General features: G+C 64.9%; 9 protein-coding genes. 4 read left to right on the forward strand and 5 right to left on the reverse strand.

What is annotated here, in order from left to right:
• Positions 1-38 precede the first annotated feature (38 nt).
• Positions 39-2,201, forward strand: a complete 2,163-nt coding sequence (locus tag ASG67_RS16360; protein WP_082543594.1) for a sodium-translocating pyrophosphatase — start codon at positions 39-41, stop codon at positions 2,199-2,201.
• A gap of 97 nt (positions 2,202-2,298) precedes the next feature.
• Positions 2,299-4,236 carry an alpha/beta hydrolase family protein gene (locus ASG67_RS16365; RefSeq protein WP_235535262.1) on the forward strand — a complete coding sequence of 646 codons (1,938 nt, stop codon included), beginning with the start codon at positions 2,299-2,301 and terminating at the stop codon, positions 4,234-4,236.
• 76 nt (positions 4,237-4,312) lie between these two features.
• On the opposite strand, the gene ASG67_RS16370 is transcribed toward ASG67_RS16365, so the two are convergent.
• The 3 genes from ASG67_RS16370 to ASG67_RS16380 all read right to left on the reverse strand — a co-directional run bounded on the left by ASG67_RS16370 (position 4,313) and on the right by ASG67_RS16380 (position 9,374).
• Positions 4,313-6,115 (reverse strand): DUF885 domain-containing protein, encoded by a 1,803-nt coding sequence (locus ASG67_RS16370; RefSeq protein WP_056532295.1) that lies wholly within the window; start codon positions 6,113-6,115, stop codon positions 4,313-4,315.
• An 88-nt stretch (positions 6,116-6,203) separates the two neighbouring features.
• The gene (locus tag ASG67_RS16375) at positions 6,204-6,503 is read right to left on the reverse strand and encodes a hypothetical protein (protein ID WP_056532298.1); all 300 of its coding nucleotides are present in this window, start codon (positions 6,501-6,503) and stop codon (positions 6,204-6,206) included.
• A 24-nt stretch (positions 6,504-6,527) separates the two neighbouring features.
• Positions 6,528-9,374 (reverse strand): M16 family metallopeptidase, encoded by a 2,847-nt coding sequence (locus ASG67_RS16380; protein WP_056532300.1) that lies wholly within the window; start codon positions 9,372-9,374, stop codon positions 6,528-6,530.
• A gap of 178 nt (positions 9,375-9,552) precedes the next feature.
• Between ASG67_RS16380 and clpB the strand changes: the two genes are divergently transcribed.
• The gene (gene clpB / locus ASG67_RS16385) at positions 9,553-12,132 is read left to right on the forward strand and encodes an ATP-dependent chaperone ClpB (RefSeq protein ID WP_056532302.1); all 2,580 of its coding nucleotides are present in this window, start codon (positions 9,553-9,555) and stop codon (positions 12,130-12,132) included.
• 58 nt (positions 12,133-12,190) lie between these two features.
• On the opposite strand, the gene ASG67_RS16390 is transcribed toward clpB, so the two are convergent.
• Both ASG67_RS16390 and ASG67_RS16395 read right to left on the reverse strand, forming a co-directional pair.
• On the reverse strand, positions 12,191-15,142 hold the full coding sequence (locus tag ASG67_RS16390; RefSeq protein WP_056532304.1) for a TonB-dependent receptor plug domain-containing protein: 2,952 nt from the start codon (positions 15,140-15,142) through the stop codon (positions 12,191-12,193).
• 324 nt (positions 15,143-15,466) lie between these two features.
• Positions 15,467-16,030 carry a hypothetical protein gene (locus ASG67_RS16395; protein ID WP_156460881.1) on the reverse strand — a complete coding sequence of 188 codons (564 nt, stop codon included), beginning with the start codon at positions 16,028-16,030 and terminating at the stop codon, positions 15,467-15,469.
• 191 nt (positions 16,031-16,221) lie between these two features.
• Here ASG67_RS16395 and ASG67_RS16400 point away from each other — a divergent pair, with 191 nt between their 5' ends.
• Entirely contained in the window at positions 16,222-19,374 is a 3,153-nt protein-coding gene (locus ASG67_RS16400) for a TonB-dependent receptor domain-containing protein (protein ID WP_056532308.1), read from the forward strand.
• Positions 19,375-19,399: the final 25 nt, after the last annotated feature.

Raw genomic sequence — 19,399 nt, forward strand, 5'->3', positions numbered from 1 at the left:
ACGCATGGCGACCCGCGGTTCAGGAGAAGGAGCGACGCGTGACGACAGTCTATCTCGCCATGATCTGCGGCGTCATCGCCGTGCTGTACGGTATATTCACCAGTGCCCAGGTCCTGCGCCAGCCCGCGGGCGACGCCAAGATGCAGGACATCGCCGCCGCCATTCAAGAGGGCGCGAAGGCCTATCTCGGCCGGCAATACACCACCATCGCGATCGTCGGCGTCGTCGTCGCGGGCGTATTGGCGTTGACGCTCGGCCTGATCTCCACCGTCGGCTTCGTCATCGGTGCGGTCCTGTCGGGCGTGGCGGGCTATGTCGGCATGAACATCTCGGTCCGCGCCAATGTGCGGACCGCAGAGGCGGCACGCACCTCGTTGCAGGGGGGCCTGACCACCGCCTTCCGCTCCGGCGCCGTCACCGGCATGCTCGTCGCGGGGCTGGGTCTGCTCTCGATCGCGTCGTTCTTCTGGTATCTCACCGGCCCCTCCGGCCTCGCCCCCAACGACCGCGTCATCGTCGAGGCGCTGACCGCGCTCGCGTTCGGTGCGTCCCTCATCTCGATCTTCGCGCGCCTCGGCGGCGGCATCTTCACCAAGGCGGCCGACGTCGGCGCGGATCTGGTCGGCAAGGTCGAGGCCGGCATTCCGGAGGACGATCCTCGCAATCCCGCCGTCATCGCGGATAACGTCGGCGACAATGTCGGCGACTGCGCCGGCATGGCCGCCGATCTGTTCGAAACCTATGTCGTCACCCTCGGCGTCACGATGATCTCGATCGCGTTGTTGATCCAGGCGGATGCGGCCGAACTGATGCGCCTGATGACCCTGCCACTGCTCGTCGGCGGCGTGTGCATCTTCACCTCGATCATCGGCACCTACATGGTCCGGCTGGGCGGCGGCAGCATCATGGGCGCGCTGTACAAGGGCTTTTTCACCGCCACGATCCTGTCGATCCCCGCCATCTATGTCGCCAGCGTCTATGTGCTGGGCGACCTGAACGCGACGATCGGCGGCGCCGGCTTCCTCGACGCCGGCACCGGATCGCTCGCCACCGATGTCGTCGCCGCCGCCCCGGCGGAGGGCGCGGCCAGCTTTACCGGCATGGACCTGTTCTGGTGCATGATGGTCGGCCTCGTCGTCACCGGGCTGCTGGTGTGGATCACCGAATATTACACCGGTACCAACCACCGCCCGGTGCGCAGCATCGCCAAGGCGTCCGAAACCGGCCACGGCACCAACGTCATCCAGGGTCTCGCGATCAGTCTCGAGGCGACCGCCCTGCCAACGCTCGTCATCGTCGTCGCGGTCATTGCGGCCTATCAGCTGGCGGGCGTCATCGGCATCGCCTTCGCCGCCACCGCGATGCTGGCGCAGGCGGGCATGGTCGTCGCGCTTGACGCCTATGGTCCCGTCACCGACAATGCCGGCGGCATCGCCGAAATGGCTGGCCTGCCCGACGAGGTACGCGAGCGCACCGACGCGCTCGACGCGGTCGGCAACACGACCAAAGCGGTGACGAAGGGTTATGCGATCGGCTCCGCCGGCCTTGCCGCGCTCGTCCTGTTCGGCGCCTACACCACCGATCTGAAGACGTATTTCCCCGACCTGACCGTCGATTTCAGCCTGTCGAACCCGTACGTCATCGTCGGCCTGCTGCTCGGCGCGCTGCTCCCCTATCTGTTCGGCGCGTTCGGCATGACCGCCGTCGGCCGCGCGGCGGGCGCGGTGGTCGAGGAGGTGCGCGGCCAGTTCCGCGACAATCCCGGCATCATGCTGGGTACCAGCCGCCCCGATTACGGCCGCACCGTCGATCTCGTCACCCGCGCCGCGATCAAGGAGATGATCGTCCCCAGCCTGCTGCCCGTCGCCAGCCCGATCGCGCTCTACTTCATCATCACCGCGGTCGCGGGTCAGGCGTCGGGCTTCGCGGCGCTCGGCGCAATGCTGCTCGGCGTCATCGTCTCCGGCCTGTTCGTCGCCCTGTCGATGACCAGCGGCGGCGGCGCATGGGACAATGCGAAGAAATACATCGAGGACGGCAATCACGGCGGCAAGGGGTCCGAGGCGCACAAGGCCGCCGTCACCGGCGACACCGTCGGCGATCCGTACAAGGACACCGCCGGTCCAGCGGTGAACCCGATGATCAAGATCACCAACATCGTCGCCCTGTTGCTGCTCGCCGCACTGGCCGGCGGCGTCTGAGGAAAAGGGAAGCGCCACTGGCTTGTCACCGGTGGCGCGCCTTGTGATGATGCGGAATGGGACGACGGGGAATCGTCCCAGTATAACGGGGGGTTGAGTGAAGACGAAGCTATGGGCCGCCGCGATGATCGCGGCGCTGGGGACCGCATCGCCCGCTCAGGTGCCCGACCCAGCGACGCCAAAGGTTGATGCCGCCGCGCCAGTGCCGGTCGAGGTGTTCGCCACCCTCCCCGCCGTCGAATCGCCCGCCCTGTCACCCGACGGCACCCGCATCGCCGCCAAGATGGCGGTCGGCGGCAAGCAATATCTCGTCGTCCGCCCGCTCACCGGCGGTGGCAAACCGGTAATGATGCCGGTGCCGGAGAAGACCGACGTGAACTGGTGGCGTTGGGTCGGCAACGACTGGCTGGCGGTCGGCCTCGGCGCGCAACAGATTCTGTACGGCGAGGAATACTACATCACCCGCACGCTGGCGGTGGCGGCTGACATGAAGAAGTCCAACCGCCTCGGCTGGACCGAGGCCGGCCTGCGCGCCGACGACGTGATCTGGACCGCGACCGACGGCACGCCGCGCCTGCTGCTCGCCAAACAGACCGGCATCGAATCGATGGCCGACATCTATCCGTCCGTCTTCGAATATGATCTGTCGACCGGCCGCGGAAAGCGCGTCGTCACCGGCATGTCGAACGTCTTCAACTGGTATGCCGACCCATCGGGTGCGGTTCGGATGGGCTGGCAGTACAACGACGACGCGGGGCGCGGCTCGCTCCTCTATCGTCCCGGCGCCACCGGCACGTTCCATTCGATCGCGGTGCAAAAGCGCGGCGACGACCGCAGCATCGTCACTCCCCTCGTCTTCCGCGCCGACGGCAGCGCGGTGGCGATCGACGATTCCGATGGGCGTGATGCGGTGTACGAACTGTCGCTGCCCGATCTGAAGGTCGGCAAGCGCCTGTTCGGGCTCGACCGCTACGATGTCGACGGCGTCATCCGCAACGGCGCCGGCAACGATATCGACGGCTACCGCGTCACCGATCGCTGGTCGCGCGTCGAATGGGTCAACCCGACTTTACGCAAGGTACAGGCCGAGATGGACAAGGCGGTCGGCACCCGCCGCGCCGATGTCGTGTCATGGAGCGCCGATCGCACCAAATTGCTGGTCGAGGTCGGCGGCGCGTCTCAAGCCGGCGGCCTGTATTATTTCGACACCGGCTACGGCACCATGGTCCGCATCGGCTGGAACAACGACCAGTTGAAGAACCGCGCGCTCTCGCCGGTGAAGACGGTCACCTACACCGCCCGCGACGGCAAACCGATCGAGGCGGTGCTGACCTTGCCGCGCAACCGCCCGGCCAGATCGCTGCCGTTGATCGTGATGCCGCATGGCGGCCCATTCGCCCGCGATGCGGAAGGGTGGGACTGGTGGGTGCAGTATCTGGCGGAATCGGGCTACGCCGTCATCCAGCCCAATTATCGCGGCTCGTCCGGCTATGGCAAGGAATTCGCCCGGCTCGGCGAGGGTCAATGGGGCCTATCGATGCAGGATGATCTCGACGATGCGGCCGCCTATCTGGTGAAGGACGGCATCGCCGATCCGAAACGCATGTGCATGATCGGCGCCTCCTATGGCGGCTATGCGGCGATGCGCGCCGCCCAGCGCGGTGGTGCGTACAAATGCACGATCTCCTATGCCGGCGTATCCGATCTGGAAGCGATGCGCCGTTACGACAGCCGCTTCCTGATGGCCAAGACCCGCGCGAACTGGCTGAAGAAACAGGCCCCCGACTTTCGCGCCGTCTCACCCCGCTTTGGCGCCGCAAACTTCTCGATCCCCATCCTCCTCGTCCACGGCGCCGAGGACAAGCGCGTGCCGGTGAAACAATCGCGGATGATGGCCAGCGCGTTGAAGGACGCGGGCAAGCCCTACGAATATCTCGAACAACCCCTCGCCGACCACCACTTCAGCCGCGGCGAGGACCGGCTGGAATTCCTGAAGCGGATGAAGACGTTCCTGGATCGCTACAACCCGGCCTGATCGTCATTGCAAGCGTAGCGAAGCAACCCAGGGCCACGCTAGAACCCCTGCGTTGCCTCGCAACGACGAAACCACGTCACCCCCTCGCGATCCAATCATCCCCGATTTGCGTCAGCACATCCAGCGGCACTCGCCCGTATCGCAACACCGCCGCATGATACGCCTTCAGGTCGAACCGCGCGCCCTGCCTTGCCTTCGCCTTGTCGCGGATCGCGACGAAGGTCGAATGCCCCAGCTTGTAACTCGCCGCCTGACCGGGATTGACGCAATACCGATCGATCTCGCGCGACGCATCGCTGACCGGATCGCCCTGCTGATCGACGAAATACTGCACCGCCTTCTCGCGGCTCCAGCGATAATGGTGCAGGCCCGTATCGACGACGCAGCGATTGGCGCGGAACAGTTGCGCGACCAGATAACCGCAGCGGCCGACCGGGTCGTCGGCATACATGCCGATCTGGTCCGCCAACTGTTCGGCATACAGCGCCCACCCCTCGCCATATCCCGAAAAGCCACCGATCTTGCGGATCAGCGGCAACCGCGTGTTCGACAGCGCCAGCCCGCCCTCCATCTGATGGCCCGGCAACCCTTCGTGATAGGTCGTCGTCGCCAGCGCGAAGGTTGGCCAGTCGTTGATGTCGCGCAGGTTGAAATACACCAGCCCGGGTCGCGACCCGTCCAGCGACGGCGGCTGTGCAAAGGCTCCCGCCGCCCCCGCCTCGGTCTGTGGCGGCACGCGCCGCACCTCGAACGCATAGGGGGGCATCCGCTCGAACACCGCCGGCAGCTTCCCGCGGATCGCCGCCAGCCGTTCGTTGCAATAGGCGATCGCCTGCGCCCGGCCGGCATCGCTATCCGGATAGAGGTATTTCGGCTCGCGCCCCAGCGCCGCCATCCGCGCGCCGACGCTTCCCTTGGTGTAGCCCAGCTTCTTCAACTCGGCATCCAGCCGCGCGTTCAGCGCCGTCGCCTGTTCCAGCCCGAACCGGTGCACCTCCTCCGGCGACAGGCTGGTCGTCGTGGTCGATTGCAGCGCCGCCGGATAGAACGCCGCTCCTTCCGGTATCTTCCAGATGCCCGCATCATGCGTAGCGGTGGCGCGCATCACCTTCGCCTGCGCGATCTGCCGGTCGAGGGCGGGCAGGACGGCGGTGTCCCAGATGCGTCCCGCCTTCGCGCCATAATCCGCCGCCAGCCCCTTGGCCGCCGCCCGCCGCGCCAGCGACTGCACCACCAACGCATCCGTCGCCGGCACGCGCAGCTTGCCCATCTGCTCCAGTGTCAGGTCCAGGATGAAATCGGGCGGCACCACCCGCGCCCCGGCATCGCGCCGCATCCGCTCGGTCTGCGCATCCAGCTGCCCGGCAAAGGCGGTCAGCCGTTGCAGATACGCATCCGCATCGCCCGCGCCATCGATCTTGTGCTTGGTGTCGAGGAAATCGGGCACCGACTGATACGCCCCCGACTGCTGCGACACGACGTATGGCGTCGGCCCATACGCGGTGCCACCGAACGAAAACGCCTGCACCCGCGCCGCCGACCGGCGGGTGTAGAGCACGCACGCCAGATCGATCTTCTCGTCCGCCGACAGCGTGGCCGTATCGATCGCCTCCAGCCGCTTGATCTCCGCCAGCGTCGCCGCGCGGTTCGCCCCCATCGCTGCGATCGACTGATCGGACAGTTTGGCGCGCAGATCGGCATTGGCGCCGGTATCGAGCCCCAGATTGGTCGCCCCCTCCGGGCTGCGCCGCAACTGCGCCTGCAACAGGTCGGCGAAAAGCGCGGCCAGCGGCGTCTCCGCCGCCATCGCCACGCGCGGGGCGGCGGCCAGCGCCACGGTGGCGGCGGCGCCACCCATGAATGAACGACGGCTAGTCATCGCGGCGTCTCCTGAACGAACAAGGCCCGCCCCCTTGCCGGTCTGGCAGGGGAGCGGGCCTTCAACTTGGCTTAACGAGGGTGGAAGATCACCCGACCCGCGTACCCGACATCGGAAAGCTGCCGAACGCGCCTGCGCCGACGCTGCCGACCAGCGTGTCACCCTCGATCGTCGCTTCGCAATCCAGCGTCATCGGCATCGGCACAGTCATGCTCTGCTTCCAGCTGATCTTGTCGCCCGCGACCTCGCCGGTCACGTCCATGCCGCCCATCGCGCCCGACACATCACCGGTAAAGGTCGTGCCGTCGCTGCGCACCGTCAGCACCATCTTCTGGTCGCCCAGCGGCGACTTCACGGTGCAATCATATTTGCCATCGATGTCGGCCATGGTCTTTCTCCTGAATATCGTCGCTTACTTGCCCGCTTTAACCGGCGCCGGCGCCATGGGTTGCACCGGCACGCCCAGCGATGTCGCGCTCACCACCTCGACGGGCAGGCCCAGCGAGTCAAGCTGCGGCTTCACCGTCGCCGCCTCGCCCACCACGACCCACACCGTGCGCTGCGGGTCGATCGCGCCACGGATCGTCTGGTTCAATTGCGGCAATGTCAGGCCGCGATACCGCTGCGTGATCGTCCCGTAATAATCGTCGGGCCGGCGATACAGGTCGTTCCGCTGCATCGCGCCCAGCACCGCGCCCGCGGTTTCGAAACTGCCCGGCAACGCATTGATCGCGCCGTTGATCGCCCGCGCGAACTCCGCCTGCGTCATCGGCTGCGGCCCCAGGAACGCGGCGACATCGGCGCGGGCAGAGGCGAGCGCCGGCCCCGTCTTGTCCGCCTGCACCGGCGCGGTGATGATATAGGGTGCGGCATGTTCAGCGGTCTGGAAGCCGCCGCTCGCACCGTACGACCAATGCCGCGCCTCGCGCAGGTCCATATTGATCCGGCTGAGGAAACCACCACCCAGCGCATCGTTGGCGGTCGCCACCGGCAACAGGTCCTGCGTTCCATTCAGCGGCGTCGGGATCAGCCCGACGATCAGCGATTGCGGGCTGTCCGGCCGGTCGACCAGCACGATCTTCGGCGTCGCCGGCTGCATCGGCGCGGCGAAGTCCTTGACGCCCGCCGCGCCCGTCGGCCGCCAGTCGCCAAAGCCCGCCTCCAGGGCCGCCTGCACCTCGACGATCGGCCGGTCGCTGACGACGAAGATCTTCGCCTTGTCCGGTCGCAGCCATGCCTGCTGGAACGCGATCAGGTCGGCCCGCGTCAGCGCCGCCACCGCCTTGGGATCACCGCCCCCTTGCGCCTTGGCATAGGGATAGGCCGCGCCGTACAGCAACGGCGGCACCACCCGCCCGACCAGACCGCCGGGGCTCGTCAGTTCCTGCGCGATCCCCGTCAATTGCTGGTTGCGCACCCGCACCAGCTCCGCCTCGTCGAACGCCGGATGGCGCACGACATCCGCGAACAGGTCGATCGCGGGCCGCAGGTTGGCGCTCGGCACGCTAAGGTTCAATGTGGTGCGATCGTTGCTCGACCCGCCACCGATACTGGCCGCCAGCCGCTCGCGCGCCTCGGCCAGCGCGATCGACCCCATCCTGGCCGTGCCCTCGTCCATCATCGCCAGCGTCAGGCCCTGCGTGCCCAGCTTCCCCGCCACATCGGCGGCGACACCGGCATCGAACGACAGCGCCAATTGCGTGATCGGCACCGCATTGCGCTGTGCATAGACCAGCTCGATACCGTTGCTCAGGCGGCTGCGCTGCACCGTCGGAAAGGTCAGGCCGGTCAGCGCGCCCACCGGCGGCATCGCCCCGCGCGTGCCCTTGAACGGCGTATCGGGGGCCGCGACCACCGCCACCGCCGGCGGTACCACCGCCTCGGCATAGGCATCGCGCTTGCCCTGCTCGACGGTCAGCGCATAGGCGGGCCGGCCGAGCCATTTGTCCGCCGCCGCTTTCACGCTCGCCGGGGTCTGCGCCGCCAGCCGCTCCAGCCGCTTCTTGTAGAAACCGGGATCGTCGGAAAACAGCGCGCCCTGCGCCAGTGCCACCGCCTTGCCGCCGAAACCGCCGACCGATTCCAGCCCGCCGATCACCCCCGCCGCCCGCGTCGTGGCGACGCGCGATACTTCGTCCGCGGTTGGTCCGTTCTTCAGGAAATCGGCCAGGATCGCATCAATCCGCTGCGACACCAGCGCCGGATCGACCCCTGGCCGCACGATCGCGCGGATGCCGAACGTACCCACCTGGGCGCCCGCGCCGTTATAGGTCGACACGCTGACCGCCAGCTTCTCCTTCTTCACCAGCGCATTGTCGAACCGCGAGCTGTCCAGCCCACCCAGCACGCCCGCCACCACGTCCAGCGCCGACGAATCGGGATCGTTCAGCCCCGGCACCGCCCAGTTGCGGCTGACCATCACCGCCGCCACCCGGTCGCGGATCGTCTCCGCCTTGGGGGCCGTCAGTGTCGGCACCGGCGCCACTGGCCGCACGCTCTTCGGGCCCGCCTTGATCGCGCCGAAATATTTTTCGGCCAGCCGCCGCGCGGTTGCGACATCGACGTCGCCAGCCAGCACCAGCACCGCATTGTTCGGGCCGTAATGGCCGGTGAACCAGTCCTTCACCGTCTGCAGCGACGCGGCATCCAGATCGGCCATCGATCCGATCGTGTCGTGGCCATACGGATGCGTCGCGGGGAACAGCCCCTCGGTGATCTTGTACCGCGTCAGGCCGTATGGCTGGTTGTCGCCCTGCCGCTTCTCGTTCTGGACGACGCCGCGCTGCTCATCCAGCTTGGCCTGCGTCACGGCACCCAGCAGATATCCCATCCGGTCCGATTCCAGGAACAGCGCGCGTTCCAGCGCGCCGGTCGGCACCGTCTCGAAATAATTGGTCCGGTCCTGATTGGTCGTCCCGTTGAAATCGGTCGCGCCGACCTGTTTCAGCGGCTCGAAGAAATCGTCCGGCGCATTCTCCGATCCGTTAAACATCAGATGCTCGAACAGATGCGCGAAGCCGGTCTTGCCCTGCGGTTCGTGTTTGGCGCCGACATCGTACCACACGCTCACCGCCACCACCGGCGCCTTGCGATCGGTATGCACGATCACCCGCAGCCCGTTCTTCAACACGAACTGCTGATATGGAATGTCGACCGACCGGATCAGCGTCGCCACCGACGCCGGCTTCGTCTGCGCGGCGACGGGCGGGGCGAGCGCAACAAGCGCCACGCCCGAAAGAGCGAAGAGTTTCAACGACATGGATAGGCGTCTCCGGGAATGATGGCCGGGGGTATAGCCGGCCATCCGCCGCGCGCAACGCGCTTGCCGACAACGCTGAACAGGGTCACGCAGGCGGCTCGGTGGTCGCACCGCCTCCAAACCCTTGTGTTGCCCGAATACAACACCATCTGATGCCGCAAGACAGCAGGGATCAACCATGAACCTCGAAAAATTTACCGACCGCGCCAAGGGCTTCCTCCAGTCCGCGCAGACCGTCGCGATCCGCATGAACCATCAGCAGATCGCCCCCGAACATCTTCTGAAGGCACTGCTCGAAGACGAGCAGGGCATGGCATCCGGCCTGATCCAGGCCGCCGGTGGCGACGCCCGCCGCGCCGTCAGCGAAACCGACCTCGCGCTCGCGAAGATTCCCGCCGTGTCCGGCTCGGGCGCGCAGAACAGCCCCGGCATCAGCAACGACGCCGTCCGCGTGCTCGACACCGCCGAACAGATCGCGGCCAAGGCCGGCGACAGCTTCGTCACCGTCGAACGCCTGCTCGTCGCGCTCGCCCTGTCGCTCAACACCGCCGCCGGCAAGGCGCTGAAGACCGCCGGCGCGACGCCCGAGGCACTGAACACCGCGATCAATTCCCTGCGTCAGGGTCGCACCGCCGACACCGCCGGGGCCGAAGACCGCTACGACGCGCTCAAGAAATTCGCCCGCGACCTGACCCAGGCGGCGCGCGACGGCAAGCTCGACCCCGTGATCGGCCGCGACGAGGAAATCCGCCGCACCATCCAGGTCCTCGCCCGCCGTACCAAGAATAACCCCGTCCTCATCGGCGAACCCGGCGTCGGCAAGACCGCGATCGTCGAGGGGCTGGCGCTGCGCATCGCCAATGGCGACGTGCCCGATGGCCTGAAGGACAAGACGCTCATGTCGCTCGACATGGGCGCGCTGATCGCCGGCGCGAAATATCGCGGCGAATTCGAGGAACGGCTGAAGGGCGTCATCGACGAAGTGAAGGCCGCCGAGGGCGACATCGTCCTGTTCATCGACGAGATGCACCAACTGATCGGCGCCGGCAAATCCGAAGGCGCGATGGACGCCGGCAACCTCTTGAAGCCCGCGCTCGCCCGCGGCGAACTCCACTGCGTCGGCGCCACCACGCTCGACGAGTACCGCAAGCACGTCGAAAAGGATCCCGCGCTCCAGCGTCGGTTCCAGCCCGTCTTCGTCGGCGAACCCACCGTCGAGGATACGATCAGCATCCTGCGCGGATTGAAGGAAAAATACGAACTCCACCACGGTGTCCGCATCACCGATGCCGCGCTGGTCGCCGCCTCCACCCTGTCGAACCGCTACATCACCGACCGCTTCCTGCCCGACAAGGCGATCGACCTGATGGACGAGGCCGCCAGCCGCATCCGCATGGAAGTGGAGAGCAAGCCCGAAGAGATCGAAACCCTCGACCGCCGCATCCTGCGCCTGAAGATCGAGCGCGAGGGCCTGCGCCGCGAAACCGACGATGCTAGCATCGATCGCCTCGACACGATCGAACGCGATCTCGCCAATCTGGAGCAGCAATCCGCCGAACTCACCACCCGCTGGCAGGCGGAGAAGGACAAGATCGGCGCCGAGGCCAAGCTGAAGGAACAGCTCGACGCCGCCCGCCTCGCCCTCGAACAGGCGCAGCGGTCAGGTGACCTGGCGAAAGCCGGTGAGCTGTCCTACGGCACCATCCCGCAATTGACCCGCCAACTGGAGGAAGCCGCCGGCGCCACAAAAGGCGCGATGCTGCGCGAGGAAGTGACCGCCGATGATATCGCCGCGGTCGTCTCCCGCTGGACGGGCATTCCCGTCGATCGCATGTTGCAGGGCGAGCGCGACAAGCTCCTCAAGATGGAGGAACTGCTCGGCAAGCGCGTCATCGGTCAGGCCGATGCCGTCCACGCCGTCGCCACCGCCGTCCGCCGCGCCCGCACCGGGCTTCAGGACCCCAATCGCCCGCTGGGCAGCTTCCTGTTCCTGGGGCCGACCGGCGTCGGCAAGACCGAACTGACCAAGGCGCTCGCCGAATTCCTGTTCGATGACCCCGCCGCGATGGTCCGCATCGACATGAGCGAATTCATGGAGAAGCATGCCGTCGCCCGCCTGATCGGTGCCCCGCCGGGCTATGTCGGGTACGAGGAAGGCGGCGTCCTGACCGAAGCCGTCCGCCGCCGCCCCTATCAGGTCGTCCTCTTCGACGAGGTCGAAAAGGCGCATGGCGACGTCTTCAACATCCTGTTGCAGGTGCTCGACGACGGCCGCCTGACCGATGGTCAGGGCCGCACCGTGGATTTCAGCAACACGCTGATCATCCTGACGAGCAACCTCGGCAGCCAGTATCTCGCCAACATGCCCGACGACGCCGATGTCTCCAGCGTCGAACCACAGGTCATGGAGATAGTCCGCGGCCATTTTCGCCCGGAATTCCTCAACCGGCTGGACGAGATCATCCTCTTCCACCGCCTTGGGCTCACCCATATGGCCCCGATCGTCGACATCCAGGTCGCCCGCGTCGCCAGGCTGCTGGCGGATCGCAAGATCACCCTCGACCTGACCGACGCCGCCAAGCTGTGGCTGGGCCGCGTCGGCTACGACCCCGTCTACGGCGCGCGGCCCCTCCGCCGCGCCGTCCAGCGCCATCTGCAAGACCCCCTCGCCGACCTGATCCTGCGCGGCGACGTTCGGGATGGGTCCACGGTGACGGTGGACGAGGGCGACGGGAAACTGGCGCTGGCGGTGGTGTGACACGAAAAAGGGCGGCGCATCGCTGCGCCGCCCCTTCCTGTTCCGATGATCGACCGGCTTAGAACCGGAAGCGTGCACCCGCCGTGAAGCTCCGACCGAACAGATCGAAATCCGCGGAAGTTTCAAGGCCCGTCGGCGTACCGAACGGCGTACCGGGCAGATACTGCGGCTTCTTGTCGAAGACGTTGTCGACGTTGAAGTAGAACGTGAAGTTCTTGGCCACCTGCTGACTGATCTGCAGGTTGTGCAGCCAATAATCAGGCACGTCGTTCAACGCGAGCACGGCGGGATCGTTGCTGATGAACTGATTGCGAAGGAATGGGCCCCCGCTCAGCAACGTCGTCTGCCAGCTCAGGCTCGTCCCGTTCGTTTCATAGGTCGCGCGGCCGTTCACCCGATGGGTCGAAAAACCGCGACCAAACGTGCCGGCCGATTCTTCGACCGGCGTCGCAGGATCGCTTTGCAGCTTATAATCGATTTGATACGTGTAGTTCGCGGTAATCGTGAAACGATCGTCCGGCGTCAGTCCCAGCGGATGGCTGTACTGGGTCGAAACGTCGATACCACGAACCTTGTATCCCGCGATATTGATGAGCTGCGCGTTCACCGTCTGAAGATAACCGGTCTGCGCAAAACGAATGACGTTGTTGCAGAACACCGCATCGCCGGTCGACAAGCACTTATCTACCGTATCACTGCGATCAAGCGTGTTGATCGCGTCATCGATGCGGATGTCGAAATAATCGGCGGTGACCTGGAAACCGCGGATGAAATCGGGCGTGAAGACAAAGCCTGCCGTAATGGTCTTGGCGGTTTCCTCCTTCAGGTTGCGGTTGCCGCCAACAAAGCCGTTGATCGCCTGCGTGTCTGCCAACGCATAGGCGAACGTCCCGTTTGGATTCGCGGTCAGGAATGACGCGATTGCCGGAATGGCGCGGCAGGCGGCATCGGTCGCCCCCGTCGAGGTACGGGTGATGCCGTCGCACGGGTCGGTGACACCGGCAAAGGTTTCGCTCGGTGCGCTGAACAACTCGCTGTTGTTCGGCGCCCGGTTCGCCACGGCGTAGCGACCACGGAATCGGAGACCACGAACCGGCTCCCACTCGCCACCGGCATTCCAGCTAAGGACGCTGCCGATCGTGTTGTAATCCGAATAACGGATCGCGCCGGTGACACCCAGATACTGGAAGAGGCCACGGCCCGACAACAACGGCACGTTGACCTCGCCGAACACTTCCTTGACGTTCTGCGAACCACGAAGATCGGGAATCTGGTTGCCCGAATTGCCGCCGGTGTTGGTCAGGATGTCCAGATCGTCAACCACCGACTCGCGACGATACTCGACACCGATCGCGGCACCGACGCCGCCGGCGCCCAGATCGAACAGCGACGACGACGACAGGCTGGCCGTCACGACGTGCTGCTGGTTCGTGATCTGCTCGGACTTCGGCACCACAGCCTGCACATAGGAAGCTGCGCGTGGGTCCGCCGTATTCAGGCCGAACAGATTGATCGGGATACAGCCATTGGCGCGGGCCGCCGTGTCGCGGCAGACGATGTCGGTGCCGACCACGTTGCCCGTGCCGACCCGGATCGAATCAAGCGACTGGCGATACCGCGCGGTGTCCACATCCTCACTGGCATTGAAGTCGTTCAGATGCCCGTAGACATAGCTGACGTCATAATTGACGTTCGATCCCAGATCGCCGCGGACACCGGCAACGGCGCGCCACGTATCGCGCCGTGCCCGATTGCTGCGGCTGAACACTTCGTTCTGCCGACGACGAAAGCCGATGGACGTCACGTCGTTCGCCGGATTGGCGTCCGAATTGGCGAGCGCGATCGCGTTCGCGATGGACGTCGGAATGAAGGCGTTGGTGATGGGGATGCCGCCCGACTCATAGATGTCGGTCTGGGCAAGCGCGGACGCCTCCAGCGATGCATTGGAACTGGTCCGGCCATAGGTGACCTCACCATAGGCCTGCATCGAGTCGTTCAACTGATAGTTCACGATGCCATTGGCCAGATACCGCTCAAGCGGCACCGAGATACGCCGGACACCGTTGCGGTTGAAGCCATAGACACCCGACTGATAGCCCGGCAGCACCGCCAACGACCCGTCCGGATTGTACGAGAAGTTTGAACGACCGCCCAGCGCGCCGACGGCGGCATCATCGGCATCGAGCAGCTGGAACTGGCCCTGGGGGGCAAACGAACTGTAGGATGCGGGACCGCAGACCGCTCCGGCGCAATCCTGCGCCGAGATCGCCCGATTCCGCGAGAACAGGCCCTGGTCGCGATCATAGGACACGTTGAACAACGCGTTGCCGCGGTCGTCCGCACCCCATTTGGTACCGCCCGTCACGCTGACGAGATAACGGCCGCTGTCGCCGCGCTCCGAAATACCGCCCTGGGCGCGGACCTGCAGCCCTTCAAAGCTGTCACGCATGATGAAGTTGACCACACCGGCAATGGCGTCCGAGCCATAGACGGCCGACGAACCGCCGGTGATGTTGTCGACCCGCTCGATCAGATCGACCGGAATGTTGTTGAGATCGACAGCAGTGTCACCACCAAAACCACCGATGAACCGGCGCCCATTCACCAGTACAAGCGTCCGGTTGGAACCAAGTCCGCGCAGGTTGACTGTCGAGATACCGGTGCCCGACGTCAGGAAGTTGGAATTGGTCCGCGTCGATCCGACCGCGACCTGCGGCAGCTCGTTCAGGATGTCCGAGACGTTCGGCGATGCCCGCTGCAGCAACTGTGCGCTGGTAATCGTCGTGACCGGCACCGGCGAGTCGACTTCGGGGCGAGCGATGCGCGAACCGGTAACGACGATGTCAGCGCCCGGACCCTCTTGGCCGTCGGCCACAGGGGGCGGGTTGTCAGGAGTCTGAATGTCCTGCGCCCATGCGGGAGCCGACACCAGCGCAACGGCCAATGCCAGCGCGCGAATAGCCGAGCCGCCACGCAGATTGGAACGAGCGGAGACAAAACGGGTCGCCATCGAAGTAATTCCCCTTAATTACGACATCGTCCAAACCGATCTTTTCGATCGTTGGGACCACGGATTTTTCCCCCAGCGGCACGGGCCATTTGGGTAACTGTCGTTGTCATAACCGGTAAATTTCAGGGATCGCAATGGATCAGCCGGGCTTTTGGGTTGCACCAATACGAAACATAAACTTTTGTGACAAATCCGTCACATGCCGGCGCGGGGGATAGTCATCGCGCACGGCTGGGATTTCCGACACCCACAGCCCTAGCCATGGAAAAGGCCGGACGGGACAGGTCGACGGCCATCGGTGGACGCCCCAACCACGGCGACGCCTCAGCGCGCGCGTCGAACCCGAACCGCGCGCCGCCCCGGCGCCGTCGCGATGTAGCTGCCCAGCGATCCGGCCTTGATCGTCACCACATCGCCCTGCCGAAGCGGCAGCATGACTTGCTCCACCGTTTCCCACACGCCACCATCGTCCAGCTCGAAGCGGATCAGTCCGCCCGACAATGTGCGATAGGCGCCGACCGTGCCCACCAGTTGTTTCAACTGCTCGTCATCCTTGCCGCCACCGAACAGCTTGATCGACGGCAGCGAGAACCCGAACAACGATCGCTTCGCCTTTCGTATCTCCGCCCGGTCCAGCACGACGATATCCTGACGCGTGCGCGCCTCGGTGATCGCCTTGGCTGCTTCGTCGAAGCAGGCCAGCCTCGCATCGTTTGCCGTGATGCCGCGACAGGTCGCCAGCCGATCGATCGCGAGCGGCCCCGCCCGGTCGGCCTCGACCGCCTGCGCGCCGTTCGGCGCCGCCAATGTCAAAAGGGCCATCGCTGCCAACATATTCATCTCTCCGCGCAGGTCGCAGGGCATCGTCCAGATCCGTGGCGTCGGCAAGGATGTTTTCCATGGTCGTGACGTCCGCTTGTTGCCGAATAACCACAACGAAGACGAAACTGTGACAATCCGGATTATGGCCATTGCGGCAATAACTTTTCGGTGGCTACACATGCGGCAGAACGGATTGGTTTTTTCTAATCCGGCAAAAGATGTCGATCCAAAATGGACGGCCAAAAGGGGTCTCATTGATGACGCTGCGCTTTCGCTCCTACCTGTTGAATACGACGCTGCTCGTCGGCGCGGCCATGGTCGCAACGCCGACATTTGCCCAGATCGCACCCGCGACAAAGGAAACGCAGCAGACGTCGCAGGATCCTAACGCGGCCCCGCCGGCGGAAGAGGGTCAGGACATCGTCGTCACGGGTACGCTGATCAGCAACCCGAACCTCGTCTCGTCGAGCCCGGTCAACGTGGTCTCCGAGAACGAACTGACGCTGCGTAACGTCAACAACGTGGAGCAGATCATCCGCGAACTGCCGGGCGCGGTACCGGGCATCGGTTCGGCCGTGAACAACGGCAACGGCGGTTTTGCCACGATTAACCTTCGCAACCTGGGTTCCAACCGCAACCTCGTGCTGCTGGACGGCGATCGCCTCGTTCCTGCGGCCGCTGGCGGCACGGTCGACCTCAGCAACATTCCGGTCGCGCTGGTACAGCGCCTCGACGTCCTGACGGGCGGTGCATCGACCACCTACGGTGCAGACGCCGTGGCCGGTGTCGCCAACTTCATCACCAAGAAGAACTTCGCCGGCATGGAAGCGTCGGCCAGCCAGCAGCTCACCGAGCGCGGCGATGCCAACTATTTCCGCGGCGATCTGACGGTCGGCGCCAACTTCGACGACGGTCGCGGCAACGCGGTGCTGAGCCTCGGCTACCAGGAAGCCGATCCCCTGTATCAGGGCAAGCGCGACGTATCGGTTTTCACGATCGGCTCGCCCAACGGCATCGCCGCAGGCGCGTCGCCCACCTCGGTGCCGACCGGCGTCGATTTCGGCAACGGCCAGGGCCAGCTTCAGGTAAACCCGGGCAACACTGCACTGGTCTCCGCCTATGCGCCCTTTAACTTCGCACCGTACAATATCTTCCAGACGCCGTTCAAGCGGTACAACATCTACGCACAGGCCAATTACGAGGTGTCGGACAACCTCGAAGTCTACACGCGGGGCATGTTCTCGAAGAACACGATCGACACGATCATCGCCCCATCGGGCATCTTCGGCGAATCGCTGACGATACCGGCTAACAATGGCTATCTGTCGACTGGCCTTCGCGATCAGATCTGCGCAGCGAATTTCGGCGTTCAGTCTGCGTTGGCAAACAGCTACACGAGCACCAATGCAGCGCTCCAGGCTGCTGGTCGCACCGCGCTGCTGAATGATGCCGCACGCTATTCGCCAGCAAACTGCGGTCAGCAGACCGGTTCGGTGGCGTTCGTCGCACCAAGCGCAAATTCGAACGGCACCATCAACCCGGGTACGGCTGGCTCGGCGCTGGCTCTACCCGCCGTGTATCGCCGCACGATCGAAATCGGGCCGCGTATCTCACGCTACACCACGCAGATGTTCGATTATAAGGCTGGCCTGCGCCTGCGCTTTTCGGACCATGCCAAGCTCGACGTTTCGGGTTCATACGGTGAAAGCGATCTGAACCAGACGCAGTCAGGTTATGTCCTGCGGTCACGCGTTCAGCAGGCACTGAACGCCAGCAATACGACGACCTGCAACGTTACTACCAATAACTGCGTACCGCTGAACCTGCTGGGTCAGGCGGGCTCGATCACGTCCGATCAGGCTGCCTTCTTGAACGGTCAGAGCACCATTCAGATTCAGACCGCGCTGTCGCAGGCCAAGGCTGTGTTGAACGGTGATTTCGGTACGACCAGCCCATTTGCGGACGAGCCGATCGCCTTCGCCGCCGGTGGCGAATACCGCAAGTACACCTACCGTCGTATTCCGGATGCCTATGCACTGTCGCCGGGCGAACTGGGCGGCGCGGGCGGTGCGATCCTGCCGTTCGCCGGTGGCTATGACGTCCGCGAAGCATTCGGCGAAATCATCGCGCCGTTAGTGGCCGACAAGCCGTTCTTCCGCTCGCTGACGGTCGAAGGCGGCATCCGCTATTCGAGCTACAAGGTGCAGGCGTCGAACAACCCGAGCTTCAATGCCACCACGTACAAGGGTGGTTTGAGCTGGGAGCCGTTCCAGGAGCTTAAGTTCCGCGGCAACTACCAGCGCGCCGTTCGTGCGCCGAACATCAGCGAGCTGTTCACGCCATCGGTGACCGCGCTCGACAACCAGGCGGTTGATCCCTGCGCCGGCACCGCGCCGGTCAACAACGTCAACCTGACCCTTGCCTGCCGTAATCAGGGCGCGCCTGCCGGATCGATCGGCAGCATCCTGAACCCGGCCAGCGGCCAGGTGAACGTGACGGGCGGCGGCAACCCCGACATCCGTCCGGAACAGGCCGACACCTACACGCTCGGCGTCGTGATCCAGCCGCGTGGTCTGGTTCCCGGCCTCAGCGTCGCGGTCGATTACTTCAACATCAAGGTGAACAACGCCATCACCTCGGCTACGCCGGGTGACATCCTTGGGGCCTGCTTCGGGACGAACCCTGCGGCGATCACGGCCGCACAGGCAGCGTCGGCGGCATGCACCAGCATCCGCCGCAGCACGGTCAATGGCCGTCTGAGCGGTTCCAGCGCCACGGTCCCTGGCCTGCCTCAGCCGCTGACCAATAATGGTCGTCTGGCGACTGATGGTATCGATTTGAATGCCAATTATGCGCGCGAATTCGGTGAGATCGGTCTGAACCTGGGTTTCCAGGGCACTTGGACCAATCACAACTACTTCCGTGCATCGTCAACGTCGTACAACCGCGATTGCGTGGGCTATTACAGCGTCAACTGCGGCTCGATCCAGCCGGAGTATCAGTGGAACCAGCGCACCAGCTTGTCCTTCGGGCCGGGTACGCTGTCGCTGCTGTGGCGCCACATCGGTGCGGTCGAATATGAGGGTCAGGCGTCGGATTTCGCGAACCGTGGGTTCACGACCACGAACCGTAGCCTGTTCAACGGCACCGTTACGGGCCCGACGCCGCTCGCCGGCGGTCAGTACAACTTCAACCGTATCAAGGCGTACAATTACTTCGATCTCTCGGCTCAGTTCGAAGTGAACGAGAACCTGACGCTCACCTTCTCGGGCCGCAACATCGGCGACAAGAAGCCTCCGATCGTCGGTTCCACGGCTGGCCAGACCGCCTACAACAGCGGCAACACCTATCCGTCGACCTACGACGTCCTGGGCCGCGCCTACAGCGTGTCGGGCAAGCTGCGCTTCTAAGCGTCACGCTTTCCCCAGCGGGAAT

Origin of the sequence: Sphingomonas sp. Leaf339 (assembly GCF_001426195.1) — a bacterium.
Taxonomy (GTDB): domain Bacteria; phylum Pseudomonadota; class Alphaproteobacteria; order Sphingomonadales; family Sphingomonadaceae; genus Sphingomonas.